At 70.1% G+C, this 15051-nt stretch carries 6 protein-coding genes, 1 tRNA gene and 2 rRNA genes; 8 read left to right on the top strand and 1 reads right to left on the bottom strand.

The window, feature by feature from the left end; all coding sequences use genetic code 11:
- The 4 genes from ACIHAA_RS00005 to ACIHAA_RS00020 form a co-directional block, all read left to right on the top strand.
- Positions 1–73 (top strand): 23S ribosomal RNA (locus ACIHAA_RS00005); the annotation flags it as partial.
- Positions 74–159: 86 nt separating this feature from the next.
- A 5S ribosomal RNA gene (gene rrf / locus ACIHAA_RS00010) occupies positions 160–276 on the top strand.
- Between the two features lie 112 nt (positions 277–388).
- Positions 389–1051 (top strand): DegT/DnrJ/EryC1/StrS family aminotransferase, encoded by a 663-nt coding sequence (locus ACIHAA_RS00015; protein ID WP_399813656.1) that lies wholly within the window; start codon positions 389–391, stop codon positions 1049–1051.
- Positions 1052–1137: 86 nt separating this feature from the next.
- Positions 1138–1210: transfer RNA gene (locus tag ACIHAA_RS00020), tRNA-Thr, on the top strand.
- Positions 1211–1313: 103 nt separating this feature from the next.
- Here ACIHAA_RS00020 and ACIHAA_RS00025 read toward each other — a convergent pair.
- Positions 1314–4061 (bottom strand): SpoIIE family protein phosphatase, encoded by a 2748-nt coding sequence (locus tag ACIHAA_RS00025; RefSeq protein ID WP_399810820.1) that lies wholly within the window; start codon positions 4059–4061, stop codon positions 1314–1316.
- 376 nt (positions 4062–4437) lie between these two features.
- Between ACIHAA_RS00025 and ACIHAA_RS00030 the strand changes: the two genes are divergently transcribed.
- The 4 genes from ACIHAA_RS00030 to ACIHAA_RS00045 all read left to right on the top strand — a co-directional run bounded on the left by ACIHAA_RS00030 (position 4438) and on the right by ACIHAA_RS00045 (position 14999).
- Entirely contained in the window at positions 4438–9906 is a 5469-nt protein-coding gene (locus tag ACIHAA_RS00030; protein ID WP_399810823.1) for a HAMP domain-containing protein, read from the top strand.
- Between the two features lie 309 nt (positions 9907–10215).
- Entirely contained in the window at positions 10216–10899 is a 684-nt protein-coding gene (locus ACIHAA_RS00035) for a two-component system response regulator (protein ID WP_399810826.1), read from the top strand.
- Positions 10900–11102: 203 nt separating this feature from the next.
- Entirely contained in the window at positions 11103–13841 is a 2739-nt protein-coding gene (locus tag ACIHAA_RS00040) for a DNA translocase FtsK (protein ID WP_399810829.1), read from the top strand.
- A gap of 288 nt (positions 13842–14129) precedes the next feature.
- Positions 14130–14999, top strand: a complete 870-nt coding sequence (locus tag ACIHAA_RS00045; protein WP_399810833.1) for a helix-turn-helix domain-containing protein — start codon at positions 14130–14132, stop codon at positions 14997–14999.
- The last annotated feature ends 52 nt before the right edge of the window (positions 15000–15051 follow it).

Below are 15051 nucleotides of genomic sequence, written 5' to 3' on the forward strand. Positions count from 1 at the left end.
GTTGATAGGCCGGATCTGGAAGCACGGTAACGTGTGGAGGTGACCGGTACTAATAGGCCGAGGGCTTGTCCTCAGTTGCTCGCGTCCACTGTGTTGGTTCTGAAACCACGAACAACCCCGCCCCTCTGAGGGTGGTGCTGGTTGTCTGTTTCATAGTGTTTCGGTGGTCATAGCGTGAGGGAAACGCCCGGTTACATTCCGAACCCGGAAGCTAAGCCTTACAGCGCCGATGGTACTGCAGGGGGGACCCTGTGGGAGAGTAGGACGCCGCCGAACAATTCTTCAGAGCTGGTCCCCGAACTTCGGTTCGGGGACCAGCTCTTTTGTGTTGCCCGTCACTTTGCGTTCACTTTGCCGCACGAGCATCCGGGGCATGGGTACTGCTGGAATGCTCAGGGCCGCGGGCGTGGGCCACGGTGACGAGGTCATCGTGCCGGCCTTCGGGAACATCGAGGTTGCCGAGGCCGTGACCCTGGCGGGCGCGACCCCGGTGTTCGCCGACATAGACCCGGCCACCTACTGCCTGGACCCGCTCGCCGCGGAAGCCGCGGTGACCCCGGACACCGCCGCGATCGTCGTCGTGCACCGCTTCGGCCGGACCGCCGACCTGGGGCGACTGCACGAACTCGGCCAGCGGCACGGGCTCCTGGTGCTGGAGCAGGGAGAGTCCGAGACGCCGTACGCCGAGGTGGCGCAGCGGCGTGAGCGGGCCGCCTATCTGGACCGGCGGCTGCGCGGGGTGCGGACCCCGGACGGCAGCGGCGGCCACACCTATCAGCAGTACGTCGTGCGGGTGCCCGGCAACGGGCGGCCGGACCGCGACGCCTTCGCCCAGGCCGTACGGGCCAGGGGAGTTGAGTGTCGCGTCCCCGTGAAGACCCCCGTCCACCGCATGCCGGGGTTCCACCGGGACGTGCAGCTGCCCGAGACCGAGCGCGCCGCCGACGAGACCCTCGCGCTGCCCGTGGACGCCTCACTGACAAAGCGTGAGATGAACAGGATCGTCTCCGCCTGCAACGCCCTGGGCGGACTTCTCCAGCCCGCGTTCTGAGCCGACGTCCTTCGGTTTGGGACCACACCCCAGTTCGGGGTAGGATCTATTCCGTTGCCGCGGGGGAAACCTCGAAAAGGCAACAGGCCCCCATAGCTCAGTCGGCAGAGCGTCTCCATGGTAAGGAGAAGGTCAACGGTTCGATTCCGTTTGGGGGCTCAGAGAAAAGGCCTCGCCCAACTGGGCGGGGCCTTTTGTGTGTTCTGGTGCCGGTGCCCCGGTCGTGCCGACCGGGGCACCGGGCCCGGGAGTTGCCCGGGCCTCAGTCCTTCAGCAGTCCGGGCACCCGCATCGCCAGGATCGCCATGTCGTCCGACGGTGCGTCCGACGCGAAGCGTTCGACCGCGCGCATGATGCGGGCCGCCACCGCGCCCGCGGTCAGCCCCGTACAGGTGGTGAGGACCTCGGCGAGGCCGTCGTCGCCGAGCATGCGGGTGCCCTCCCGGCGCTCGGTCACCCCGTCCGTCACACAGAGCAGGACATCCCCGGCGTCGAGCGTCACCGTCTGCTCGTACAGCTCCAGGTCCTCCATCACACCCAGGAGCGGCTGCGGTTCGGCGGCCGGCTCCACCGTGCCGTCCTGGCGCAGACGCAGCGGGAGCGGGTGACCGGCGCACACCACCTTCAGCACGGCGCTGCCGTCCTCCTGGGGCCACAGCTCGCCGTAGAGCAGTGTGAGGAAGCGGCTGCGGGCGCCCTCGTCGAGGATCGCGGAGTTCAGGCGCTCCAGCACCGCCGGGCCGCCGAAGCCCTCCCGGGCGAGCAGCCGCAGGGCATGCCGGGCGAGCCCGGTGACCGCGGCCGCCTCCGGACCCGTACCGCAGACATCGCCGATGGCGAAGCCGTAGGCACCGTCGCGGATCGGGAACAGGTCGTAGAAGTCGCCGCCGACCTCATTGCCCTCGCCCGCCGCGCGGTAGATGACCTCGACCTCCACCCCGTCGACGGCCGGCAGCTCCGGTGGGAGCAGGCTGCGCTGGAGGGACTGGCTGATGGCCGTGCGCTCCGAGTACAGCCGGGCGTTGTCCAGGGCGAGGGCGGCCCGGCGGCTGAGGTCCTCGGCCAGTTCCAGGATCTCCTGGCGGAAGTGCTCGTCGGTCGGCTTGCCGAGGGTCAGCATGCCGATGACGCGGTTGCGGGCCACCAGGGGCAGGACGACCGTCTCGCCGCCGACCGCCGAGGCCGTTCCCAGGGTGGTGCCGATGCCCGAGCTGACCGTGGGCGGTTCGCCCAGGCCCAGGCTCCGCATGGAGGTGCGCAGCGCCGCCCGGTGGGCCGCCTCCGCGGGGGCCGTCCAGACCCGGGCGCCGGGTGTGGGGATGGGTTCCGGCGGGGCGATCTTCGACAGGAGGGCCTTGAGGCCGTCGATGTGCTCCTCGTCCTCGTGCAGCACATAGGACAGATAGGGGTCCGAGGCCTGGTCGGCGATCGTGTACACCGCGCACCAGGTGGCCAGGGTGGGGATCGTCATCTGGGCCATCAGCGCCAGCGTCTGGTCCCGGTCCAGGGTGCCCGCGAGGAGGTCGGAGGCCTCGACCAGGAAGCTCAGGGAGCCGCGGCGCAGCCGCTCCAGCTCGCCGAGGCGGGCCGACTCGACGGCCAGGGCGATCCGGTCGGCGGCGAACTGGAGGCGCAGGGCCTCCTCGTTGGAGTAGCGGGACGGCGACTCGGCCGCGACGCCGAGGGAGCCGGTCAGCCGGCCCTCCACCTTCAGCGGGACCGTCACCACGGAGCGCATGCCCGTGCCGTTCAGCAGGGGCACCGCGCCCGGTACGGCGGCCAGGTCGTCGTGGACGGCGGGCATCCGGGCGGAGCCGTAGCGTCCGGGGCCCGCCTCGACCGGGACGCGGGCGAAGCGCTGGCGGGCGGAGGGCAGGCCGGTCGAGGCGCGCACCTCCAGTTCCGTCTCGTCGTCGGTGGCCAGCAGCAGGAAGGCGGCGTCGCCGTCGAGCATGTCGCGGGCGCGCTCCACCGTGCGCTGGAGTAGGCCGTCGAGGTCATCGGGGGCGGGGGAGCCGATGAAGACCTCGAAGGGGTCCGGGGCCTGGCCGTCCTGGGCGGTCGCCGTGTCGGAGGAGGCCCCGCGCAGGGGTGTCTGGAGGACGGCGCGCTCATGGTCCCGCACCAGCAGGCAGACCGTGGAGGGCTCGCCCGCGGTGTCGCGTACGCGCAGATGGGAGGCGTAGACGGGGATCACCCGGCCGTCGGCGCCGCGGATGCCGTAGCTGCCCTCCCAGCGGGAGAGGCGGAGGGCCTCGGCGATTCCGGTGCCGGTGCCGGGGGTGTGCGGCCAGGCGGCGAGGTCGGTGAGGGGTTTGCCGACGACCTGGTCCGCCGGGTAGCCGAAGATGTCCTCCGCGTCCTCGTTCCAGGCGGTGATGGTGCCCGCGCGGTCGATCTGGACGACCGCCACGCGGACCCGGCCGTCGGCCAGCGGCAGCAGCTCCGCGGGGAGTGAGGGGCCCGCGGTGCGGGTGCCCACCGGGCGTTCGGGGAGGTCGAGTTGGAACCAGACCTGTTTGTGGGTGGGCGTGTACTCGACACCCCAGCGCTGGGCGAGCGCGGCGCAGAGCTGGAGGCCGCGGCCGCCCTCCCGGTCGGGGCTGCCCATGGTCACGGCGCCGGACTGGAGCGGGATCTCGCGTTCCGGGTAGCGGTCGGCGACCTCGATGCGTACGCCGTCGTCGCTGCGCAGGCACAGGACGTCCGCGGCGGTGCCCGCGTGCACCACGGCGTTGGTGACCAGCTCGCTGGTCAGCACCACGGCATCGTCGACGATGTCCCCGAAGCCCCAGCCCTGGAGGGTGTCGCGGACGAAGGAACGGGCGGTCGCCACCGATCGTCCCACGGGCTCGAAGCTGGCGGCCGCGCGCGCGGTGATCACAGATCTCCCTGTCCCGTTCTCGACGTGCGGGGCGTCCGGGGCGGCCCCTTCCTGCCGCAGCGGTGGGTGGTTCCCCCTCTGCCGGGGATCCTGGGGGTGTCCCCCGGGACGCAGTCCGGTGGTCATGGTGCGGTGCCCCTCCGATGCCTGCCCGCTCGTGCTCGTGCCACACCGCCCAGGCCGGTCGGACCGGTGTGGCTGGACAGCCGCATGCAAGGTTACTTACCTTCGCGGTCCATGCGGATGCCGGTCGCCGGTGTTTACGTCCAGAGGGTGTGCGGAGCGTGTGCGAAGCTGCCGAACTGTTATGGCCTGGTTCGGGCATGGTGAAACACTGGGCAAGCTTCCTCATGGAGGTCCGGGCAGGCCGAGTGTCTTTTGCCGAGGTGGGCAGGAGCACCCGATGTGTCCGGCGACGGGCACGCCTGCGTACGGGCAGCCGGTACGTCGAGCAGTACCCCTGAGCACAGCAGTGATGGTCGACCCCTGCGGGAGGGACACAGTGGAGTCTGGCGCAGCGACGCGGGGCACTAAGGCGCGCGCGAAAGGCGGACAGTCCCTGACTAAGCGCTCGGCGCGCAATGGCACCACCGCGGTGGACACGGCAGCCCTGAACCGCCTGCTGGCGGCCCTGGCGTCGATGAGGGACGGCAACTTCCGCAAGCGGCTGACGGTCTCCGGCGACGGGGTGATGGCCGAGATCGCCGCCGTCTTCAACGAGGTGGCCGACCGGAATCTGCATCTGACCGGTGAGCTGGCGCGGGTGCGGCGGGTCGTCGGGCGCGAGGGGAAGCTCACCGAGCGGCTGGAGACGGGGGCCTGCGAGGGCTCCTGGGCGGCCGCGATCGACGGCTCCAACGCGCTCGTCGACGACCTCGTACGGCCGGTGTCCGAGGTGAGCCGGGTGCTGTCGGCGGTCGCCGAGGGCGATCTGTCGCCGCGCATGGAGCTGCGGACGGCGGGCGCGGAGGGCACCGGGCATCCGCTGCGCGGTGAGTTCCTGAAGGTGGGCCGCACGGTCAACAACCTGGTCGACCAGCTGTCCACGTTCACCGACGAGGTCACCCGGGTGGCCATCGAGGTGGGCACCGAGGGCAAGCTCGGCGGTCAGGCCCGGGTGCGGGGCATGTCCGGTTCGTGGAAGGACCTCACGGACTCCGTCAACACGATGGCGTACCGGCTGACGGCGCAGGTGCGGGACATCGCGCTGGTGACGACGGCGGTCGCGAAGGGCGACCTCTCGCGGAAGGTCACCGTGCATGTGGCCGGCGAGATGCTGGAGCTGAAGGAAACCGTCAACACGATGGTGGACCAGCTCGCGTCCTTCTCCTCGGAGGTCACCCGGGTCGCCCGGGAGGTCGGTACCGAGGGCGAGCTGGGCGGTCAGGCCCAGGTGCCGGGTGTGTCGGGCGTGTGGAAGGACCTCACCGATTCGGTGAACCTGATGGCGGGGAACCTGACCGCCCAGGTGCGGGGGATCGCGCAGGTGACGACGGCGGTCGCCAACGGTGATCTGTCGCAGAAGGTGACCGTGTCGGCGCGCGGCGAGATCGCCCAGCTCGCGGAGACCATCAACCAGATGACCGAGACGCTGCGCACCTTCGCGGACGAGGTCACCCGGGTGGCCAACGAGGTGGGTGCCGAGGGGCGGCTCGGCGGTCAGGCGAACGTGCCGGGTGCGGCGGGCACCTGGAAGGACCTCACCGACTCGGTGAACACGGTCTTCCGGAATCTGACCACCCAGGTGCGGGACATCGCCGCGGTGACCACGGCGGTGGCGAGCGGGGACCTGTCGCAGAAGGTCACCGTGGACGTCGCGGGCGAGATGCTGGAGCTGAAGAACACCGTCAACGGCATGGTGGACCAGCTCTCCGCCTTCGGTGCCGAGGTCACCCGGGTGGCGCGGGAGATCGGCGTCGAGGGCGAGCTGGGCGGCCAGGCGCAGGTGACGGGGGCGGCCGGGGCGTGGAAGGACCTCACGGACTCCGTGAACACGGCGTTCCGTAACCTGACCGGGCAGGTCCGCAACATCGCGCAGGTGACGACGGCGGTCGCCAACGGTGATCTGTCGCAGAAGGTCACGGTGGACGTCTCCGGTGAGATGCTCCAGCTGAAGAACACCGTGAACACGATGGTGGACCAGCTGTCCGCGTTCGCCGACCAGGTCACCCGGATGGCCCGGGACGTGGGTACGGAGGGGCGCCTCGGCGGCCAGGCGGTGGTGCCGGGGGTGTCCGGCACCTGGAAAGAACTCACCGACTCCGTCAACTTCATGGCCGGCAACCTCACCTCGCAGGTGCGGCAGATCGCCCAGGTGACGACGGCGGTGGCGCGGGGTGATCTGTCGCAGAAGATCGACGTGGACGCGCGCGGCGAGATCCTGGAGCTGAAGAACACCATCAACAACCTGGTGGACCAGCTGTCCGCGTTTGCCGAGCAGGTGACCCGGGTGGCCCGCGAGGTGGGCACCGAGGGGCGGCTCGGCGGGCAGGCGCAGGTGCCGGGCGTGGCCGGGGTGTGGCGGGACCTGACCGACTCCGTGAACGGCATGGCCGGCAATCTCACCACCCAGGTGCGCAATATCGCGCAGGTCGCGACGGCGGTGGCGCGGGGTGATCTGTCGCAGAAGATCGACGTGGACGCGCGCGGCGAGATCCTGGAGCTGAAGAACACCATCAACACGATGGTCGACCAGCTCTCCAACTTCGCCGAGCAGGTGACGCGGGTGGCCCGCGAGGTGGGCACCGAGGGCATCCTCGGCGGGCAGGCGGAGGTCCAGGGTGTCTCCGGCACCTGGAAGGACCTCACGCAGTCCGTGAACTTCATGGCGAACAACCTGACCATCCAGGTCCGCAACATCGCCGAGGTCACCACGGCGGTCGCCAAGGGCGACCTGTCCAAGAAGATCACCGTCGACGCCAAGGGCGAGATCCTCGAACTGGTCACCACCGTCAACACGATGGTCGACCAGCTGTCGTCCTTCGCGGAGCAGGTGACGCGGGTGGCGCGCGAGGTGGGCACCGAGGGCATCCTCGGCGGCCAGGCGCATGTCCCGGGTGTCACGGGCATCTGGAAGGACCTCAGCGACAACGTCAACCTGATGGCCAACAACCTGACCATGCAGGTGCGCAACATCTCCCAGGTCGCGGCGGCGGTCGCCAACGGCGATCTGACGCGGACGGTGACGATCGAGGCGCGCGGCGAGGTCGCGCAGCTCGCCGACACCTTCAACACCATGGTGAAGACGCTGAGTTCGTTCGCCGACCAGGTCACCAAGGTGGCGCGCGAGGTGGGCACCGACGGGATCCTGGGCGGTCAGGCGCATGTGCCGGGTGTGGCCGGCACCTGGAAGGACCTCACCGAGTCCGTGAACCAGATGGCGTCCAACCTGACCGGTCAGGTGCGCAACATCGCCATGGTGACCACGGCCATCGCCAAGGGCGACCTGACCAAGAAGATCGACATCGATGCCCGGGGCGAGATCCTGGAGCTGAAGACGACCATCAACACGATGGTGGACCAGCTGTCCTCCTTCGCCGAGGAGGTGACCCGGGTGGCCCGTGAGGTGGGCACGGAGGGCCAGCTCGGCGGCCAGGCACGGGTCCGGGACGTCGACGGCACCTGGCGCGACCTGACCGAGTCGGTGAACGAGATGGCCGGGAACCTGACCCGGCAGGTGCGCGCGATCGCGCGGGTGGCGACCGCGGTGACCCGCGGCGACCTCAATCTGAAGATCGATGTGGATGCCTCGGGCGAGATCCAGGAGCTCCAGGACTACATCAACAAGATGATCGCCAATCTGCGCGACACCACGATCGCCAACAAGGAGCAGGACTGGCTCAAGGGCAACCTGGCCCGTATCTCCGCGCTGATGCAGGGCCGCCGCGACCTGGCGGACGTGGCTTCGCTGATCATGAGCGAGCTGACGCCGGTGGTCTCCGCGCAGCACGGGGCGTTCTTCCTGGCGATGCAGCTGGTGGACGGGCAGGACCTGGGCACCGATGTGGACGACCAGTACGAGCTGCGGATGCTGGGGTCGTACGGCTACTCCATGGGCTCCATGCCGACGTCGTTCCGGCCGGGTGAGGCGCTCATCGGCACGGCCGCCAAGGAGAAGCGCACGATCCTGGTGGAGAACGCGCCCAGCGGCTATCTGAAGATCTCCTCCGGGCTCGGGGACGCGCCGCCAGCACAGGTCATCGTGCTTCCGGTGCTCTTCGAGGGGAAGGTGCTCGGCGTCATCGAGCTGGCGTCCTTCACCCCCTTCACACAGATCCAGCGGGACTTCCTCAACCAGATCGCCGAGATGATCGCGACGAGCGTCAACACCATCTCGGTCAACACCAAGACCGAGGTGCTGCTGCGGCAGTCGCAGGAGCTGACCGAGCAGCTCAGGCTGCGGTCGGAGGAGTTGGAGCAGCGGCAGAAGGCCCTCCAGGCGTCCAACGCCGAACTGGAGGAGAAGGCCGAACTGCTGGCCCAGCAGAACCGGGACATCGAGGTCAAGAACACCGAGATCGAGGAGGCGCGCCAGGTCCTGGAGGAACGCGCCGAGCAACTGGCCGTCTCCATGCGGTACAAGAGCGAGTTCCTGGCGAACATGTCGCACGAGCTGCGGACCCCGCTGAACTCCCTGCTGATCCTGGCCAAGCTGCTCGCGGACAACGCCGAGGGCAATCTGTCGCCGAAGCAGGTGGAGTTCGCGGAGACCATCCACGGTGCCGGGTCCGACCTGTTGCAGCTCATCAACGACATCCTGGACCTGTCGAAGGTCGAGGCGGGCAAGATGGACGTCTCGCCGACGCGGATCGCGCTGGTGCAGCTCGTCGACTATGTGGAGGCCACCTTCCGGCCGTTGACCGCGGAGAAGGGGCTCGACTTCTCGGTGCGGGTCTCGCCGGAGCTGCCCGCCACGCTGCACACCGACGAACAGCGCCTGTTGCAGGTGCTGCGCAATCTGCTGTCCAACGCGGTGAAGTTCACCGACACGGGCGCCGTGGAGCTGGTCATCCGCCCGGCGGGCGGCGATGTGCCGGTCGCCATCCGGGAGCAGCTGCTGGAGGCCGGGTCGCTGCGGGACCCGGACGCGGAGGTGATCGCGTTCTCGGTGGCCGACACCGGTATCGGTATCGCCGCGAGCAAGATGCGGGTGATCTTCGAGGCGTTCAAGCAGGCCGACGGCACGACGAGCCGGAAGTACGGCGGTACGGGCCTCGGGCTGTCCATCTCGCGGGAGATCGCGCGGCTGCTCGGCGGTGAGATCCACGCCCAGAGCGAGCCCGGCCGGGGCTCGACCTTCACCCTGTATCTGCCGCTGCACCCGAGTGAACTGCCGCCGCAGGGCTACGCGCAGCTGGCGCCGCCGCTGGAGGCGGAGGAACTGCTGGCGTCCGAGGCGGAACTCGGGGCGCCGGACATCGAGACCCCGGCCGAGGTGAAGTCGTACCAGGAGACCCAGAACGGGCCCGCGGCGCTCTTCCGCCGCCGCCGCAGGGCCGTCACCGGGGGCCCCTCCCCGCGTGCCGCCGGAGGGGAACTGGAGCAGTGGCAGGGGGAGCAGCAGGAGGCGCCCCCGTCGCGGCAGGATGTGCGCTTCGACAGCGAGAAGGTGCTGATCGTCGACGACGACATCCGCAATGTCTTCGCGCTCACCAGCGTGCTGGAGCAGCACGGTCTGTCGGTGCTGTACGCGGAGAACGGCCGGGAGGGCATCGAGGTGCTGGAGCAGCACGACGATGTCGCGGTCGTCCTGATGGACATCATGATGCCCGAGATGGATGGATACGCCACGACCACGGCGATCCGGCGGATGCCGCAGTTCGCGGGGCTTCCGATCATCGCGTTGACGGCGAAGGCCATGAAGGGCGACCGTGAGAAGGCCATTGAGTCGGGTGCCTCGGACTATGTGACCAAGCCCGTGGACCCGGACCATCTGCTGTCCGTGATGGAGCAGTGGATGCGGGCGCGGTGAGGTGCGCGGCGCGGTGCGTGCACCAGCAAAGGAGGGGACGGCGGATGTTCACGCGGAGTTGTCGGTCTGCTGCGGCCGGGGCGGTGTGGAAGAGTGGCGCGCGGGGAACGTTCTGGTCCACTGCCACGTTTCCGTTCCGTGCACAGTGACATCGCAGTGACAGGGTGTGGCGACGGGCGGGGTACGGCTACGATGACCGGCACAAGGACGGACGGCGCAAGGGAGTCGTCCCCTGGGGCGGCGCCGGACGGCGTCACCCCGAGTCCTGAGGACAGGGGAGGCCCCACGCCGGGGCGAGGAGGGCGGGCCATGGTGCAGAAGGCCAAGATCCTCCTGGTCGATGACCGGCCGGAGAATCTGCTGGCGCTGGAGGCCATCCTCTCCGCGCTCGATCAGACGCTGGTCAGGGCATCGTCCGGGGAGGAAGCACTCAAGGCACTGCTGACGGACGACTTCGCGGTCATTCTGCTGGACGTTCAGATGCCGGGCATGGACGGATTCGAGACCGCCGCGCACATCAAGCGGCGGGAACGGACGCGTGACATCCCGATCATCTTCCTGACCGCCATCAACCACGGCCCCCACCACACCTTCCGGGGGTACGCGGCGGGTGCGGTGGACTACATCTCCAAGCCGTTCGACCCGTGGGTGCTGCGCGCCAAGGTGTCGGTCTTCGTCGAGCTGTACATGAAGAACTGTCAGCTGCGCGAGCAGGCGGCGCTGCTGAGGCTGCAACTGGAGGGCGGCGGCAAGTCCGCGTCCGGGGACAGCAAGGAGCCGGCCGGGCTGCTGGCCGAACTGTCGGCGCGGCTCGCGGCGGTGGAGGAGCAGGCCGAGGCGCTGTCCAAGCAGCTCGACGACGAGTCGGCGGATGCGGCGGCGGTGGCGACCGCGGCCCATCTCGAACGCAAACTGACGGGGCTGCGGCGCGCCCTGGACGCTTTGGAGCCGGGCACGGGCAGCGGCACACCGCCGGTGCCGTCCCAGAGCTGACGCCGGGCCCCGGCCGGGGTGGCGGAGGGCGGGAGTCCGCCCCTGCTCGCCGGTCGGGGACGAGGCGTTGGGGGGCCGGTCGCGTGGCCCGCCCTCTCCGCAGGAGCGCGTCAGCCCGCTTGAGTCCGCGTCAGCCCGCTTGAGTCCGCGTCAGTTTCGCGCCTCACCGCATGCGACACGAAAGAGTGAAGCTGTGGCCACGCGTGTCCCCTGTCGTCTCCACCGGTAACCTCACACACATGGCCTCACGTCCCGCAGCCAAGAAGGCGCCCGCGAAGAAGGCGGCCGCTCCGAGGCAGACTCCGGCGAAGAAGGCCCCCGCGAAGAAAGCCGCCGCCAAGAAGGCTCCCGCCAGAAAGGCCCCGGCGAGGCGGCCCGTTCCCGCACCGGCGCCCAGCCCCACCGGGGGCGTGTACCGACTCGTACGCGCCCTGTGGCTCGGTCTCGCGCACGCCGTGGGTGCGATGTTCCGCAGCTTCGGGCGCGGCGCGAAGGGGCTCGACCCGGCACACCGCAAGGACGGCCTCGCACTGCTGCTGCTCGGTCTGTCGCTGATCGTCGCCGGGGGCACCTGGGCCAATCTGCGGGGCCCGGTGGGCGACCTCGTCGAGATGCTGGTCACCGGTGCCTTCGGCCGGCTGGACCTGCTGGTGCCGATACTGCTCGGCGCGATCGCCGTGCGGCTGATCCTGCACCCGGAGCGGCCGGAGGCCAACGGCCGTATCGCCATCGGTCTTTCCGCCCTCGTCGCCGGGGTGCTCGGCCAGGTGCACATCGCCTGCGGCGATCCCGCGCGCAGCGACGGCATGCAGGCGATAAGGGACGCCGGGGGCCTGATCGGCTGGGCCGCGGCGACCCCGCTGACCTACACGGTGGGCGACGCCCTCGCGGTGGCGCTGCTCGTCCTGCTCACCTTCTTCGGACTGCTCGTCGTCACCGCCACGCCCGTCACCGCCATTCCGCAGCGGCTGCGGCTGGCCGGGGTGAAGCTGGGCCTGGTGCACGCCCCCGAGGGCGGCTTCCGGGGCGAGGACGACGAGCGGTACGAGGACCAGTGGCGCGAGGCGCTGCCCCGCTCCCGCCGCCGGGGAGCCCCCGAGGAGCCCTACGACCCGGAGGGCGACGAGCAGGAGGCGATCGCCCGGCGGCGCGGCCGCGGCCGCCGCCCCGCCGTGCAGCAGCCCGCCCTGGGCCGGGAGATGGACGCCGTGGATGTCGCGGCGGCCGCCGCCGCGGCCCTGGACGGGGCCGTGCTGCACGGTATGCCGCCGTCCCCGGTCGTCGCCGACCTCACCCACGGGGTCAGCGCCGGGGACCGCGAGCCGACGACGCCGACCCCCCTGCCGACCGCCCGGCCCCAGCAGGACAGGTCCCGGGCGGACGGGGTGGTGCCCGACCTCACCAAGGCCTCCCCGCAGCAGCCCCGCGACCTCCCGCCGCGCGCCGAGCAGCTCCAGCTCTCCGGCGACATCACCTACTCCCTGCCCTCCCTCGACCTGCTGGAGCGCGGCGGTCCCGGCAAGGCGCGCAGCGCCGCCAACGACGCGGTGGTCGCCTCGCTCACCACCGTCTTCACCGAGTTCAAGGTCGACGCGGCCGTCACGGGCTTCACCCGCGGCCCGACGGTCACCCGCTACGAGGTGGAGCTGGGCCCCGCGGTGAAGGTCGAGCGGATCACCGCGCTCACCAAGAACATCGCCTACGCGGTGGCCAGTCCCGACGTCCGGATCATCAGCCCGATCCCCGGCAAGTCCGCGGTCGGCATCGAGATCCCCAACACCGACCGGGAGATGGTCAACCTCGGGGACGTGCTGCGCCTCGCGGCGGCCGCGGAGGACGACCACCCCATGCTGGTCGCGCTCGGCAAGGACGTCGAGGGCGGCTATGTGATGGCGAACATGGCCAAGATGCCGCACATCCTGGTCGCCGGTGCCACCGGCTCCGGCAAGTCGTCCTGCATCAACTGCCTGATCACCTCGATCATGATGCGCGCGACCCCGGAGGACGTGCGCATGGTCCTGGTCGACCCCAAGCGCGTGGAGCTGACCGCGTACGAGGGCATCCCGCACCTGATCACGCCGATCATCACCAACCCCAAGCGGGCCGCCGAGGCGCTCCAGTGGGTCGTACGGGAGATGGACCTGCGCTACGACGACCTCGCGGCGTACGGCTTCCGGCACATCGACGACTTCAACGAGGCGATCCGCAACGGCAAGGTCAAGCCGCCGGAGGGCAGCGAGCGGGAGCTTCAGCCGTACCCGTATCTGCTGGTGATCGTCGACGAGCTGGCCGACCTGATGATGGTCGCGCCCCGCGACGTCGAGGACGCGATCGTGCGGATCACCCAGCTCGCCCGGGCGGCGGGCATCCATCTGGTGCTGGCCACCCAGCGGCCGTCGGTGGACGTGGTCACCGGTCTGATCAAGGCGAACGTGCCCTCCCGGCTCGCCTTCGCCACGTCCTCCCTGGCCGACTCGCGGGTCATCCTCGACCAGCCGGGCGCCGAGAAGCTGATCGGCAAGGGCGACGGGCTCTTCCTGCCGATGGGCGCGAACAAGCCGACCCGTATGCAGGGCGCCTTTGTGACCGAGGACGAGGTCGCGGCGGTCGTCCGGCACTGCAAGGACCAGATGGCGCCCGTCTTCCGGGAGGACGTCACGGTCGGCGGGAAGCAGAAGAAGGAGATCGACGAGGACATCGGCGACGATCTCGACCTGCTGTGCCAGGCGGCCGAACTGGTCGTCTCCACCCAGTTCGGATCGACCTCGATGCTCCAGCGGAAGCTGCGCGTCGGCTTCGCCAAGGCCGGCCGTCTGATGGACCTGATGGAGTCGCGGAACATCGTCGGCCCCAGCGAGGGGTCCAAGGCCCGCGACGTCATGGTGAAACCGGACGAACTGGACGGAGTGCTCGCCCTGATTCGCGGGGAGTCTCAACCGTAGGGATCCGGACGCCCCCGGATCACCGGACGGGCGGGCCGCCCGGGCGTCACCGGCGCCCCGGGCGACACGCCCGGCCCCGACCGTGACCCACTCGTAAGTGTTTCGTGAGCAACCCTTCCCCGGCCCCGCACGTCAAGGTGAGCAGGACGACAGAAATATGTCCCACCATCAGGATGACCGGCCATTCTGATGGCCTACAAAGTCATACCGCCCGGTTGCCCCACCCTTTCGTACCCCCCCTAGACTGAACTTCCAGCACAGGTGGCTACACGCTCGAAAGGCGCCCCCGTGTCCATCGGCAACTCCCCAGACGGAATCTCCCCTGAGGACGCACACCCCTTCGACGACGCCCGCAAGGACGCTCCCGCGCCGGACCGCCCCTCGATCGGCCGGGTTCTCCAGCAGGCACGCATCGCGGCCGGTCTGACCGTCGACGACGTCAGCAATGCCACCCGGGTCCGCATCACGATCGTGCACGCGATCGAGCAGGACAATTTCGCGCCGTGCGGCGGCGACGTCTACGCCCGTGGCCACATTCGTACGCTGGCGCGGGCCGTGCAGCTGGACCCCGGCCCCCTGCTCGACCAGTACGCCGACGAGCACGGCGGACGGCCGGCCCCGACCCCGGCGGCCCCGCTCTTCGAGGCGGAACGTATCCGCCCCGAGCGCCGCGGGCCCAACTGGACCGCCGCCATGGTCGCCGCCATCGTCGTGGTGATCGGCTTCGTCGGCTTCACCCTGGTCAAGGGCGGAGACGGCGGCAGCACCAGCAAGACGCCGGTCGCCAAGGGCCCCGAGGCGAGCACCGGCAAGCACGCCTCCGCCGCACCCAAGGGCGGCAAGCCCGCCGAGCCGAAGTCCGCGCCCTCCGAGAGCGCCATCGCCGCAGCGCCCCGGGACGCGGTCACCGTCCAGGTCAGCGCCGCCGACGGCCGCAGCTGGATCTCGGCCAAGGACCACAACGGGCGCACCCTCTTCGACGGGCTGCTCAAGCAGGGCGACTCCCAGACCTTCCAGGACAAGGAGAAGATCGACCTGGTCCTCGGTGACGCGGGCGCCATCCAGCTCTACGTCAACGGCAAGAAGATCCAGGACGACTTCCAGTCCGGCCAGGTGGAGCGCCTCACTTACACCAAGGGCGACCCCGTCACCGGATGACCGGGGACGGCCGCGGCGGCGTGCGGTGACCGAGCGGTACACAAGCGGTACA

Origin of the sequence: Streptomyces sp. NPDC052040 (assembly GCF_044548405.1) — a bacterium.
Classification (GTDB): Bacteria; Actinomycetota; Actinomycetes; order Streptomycetales; family Streptomycetaceae; genus Streptomyces.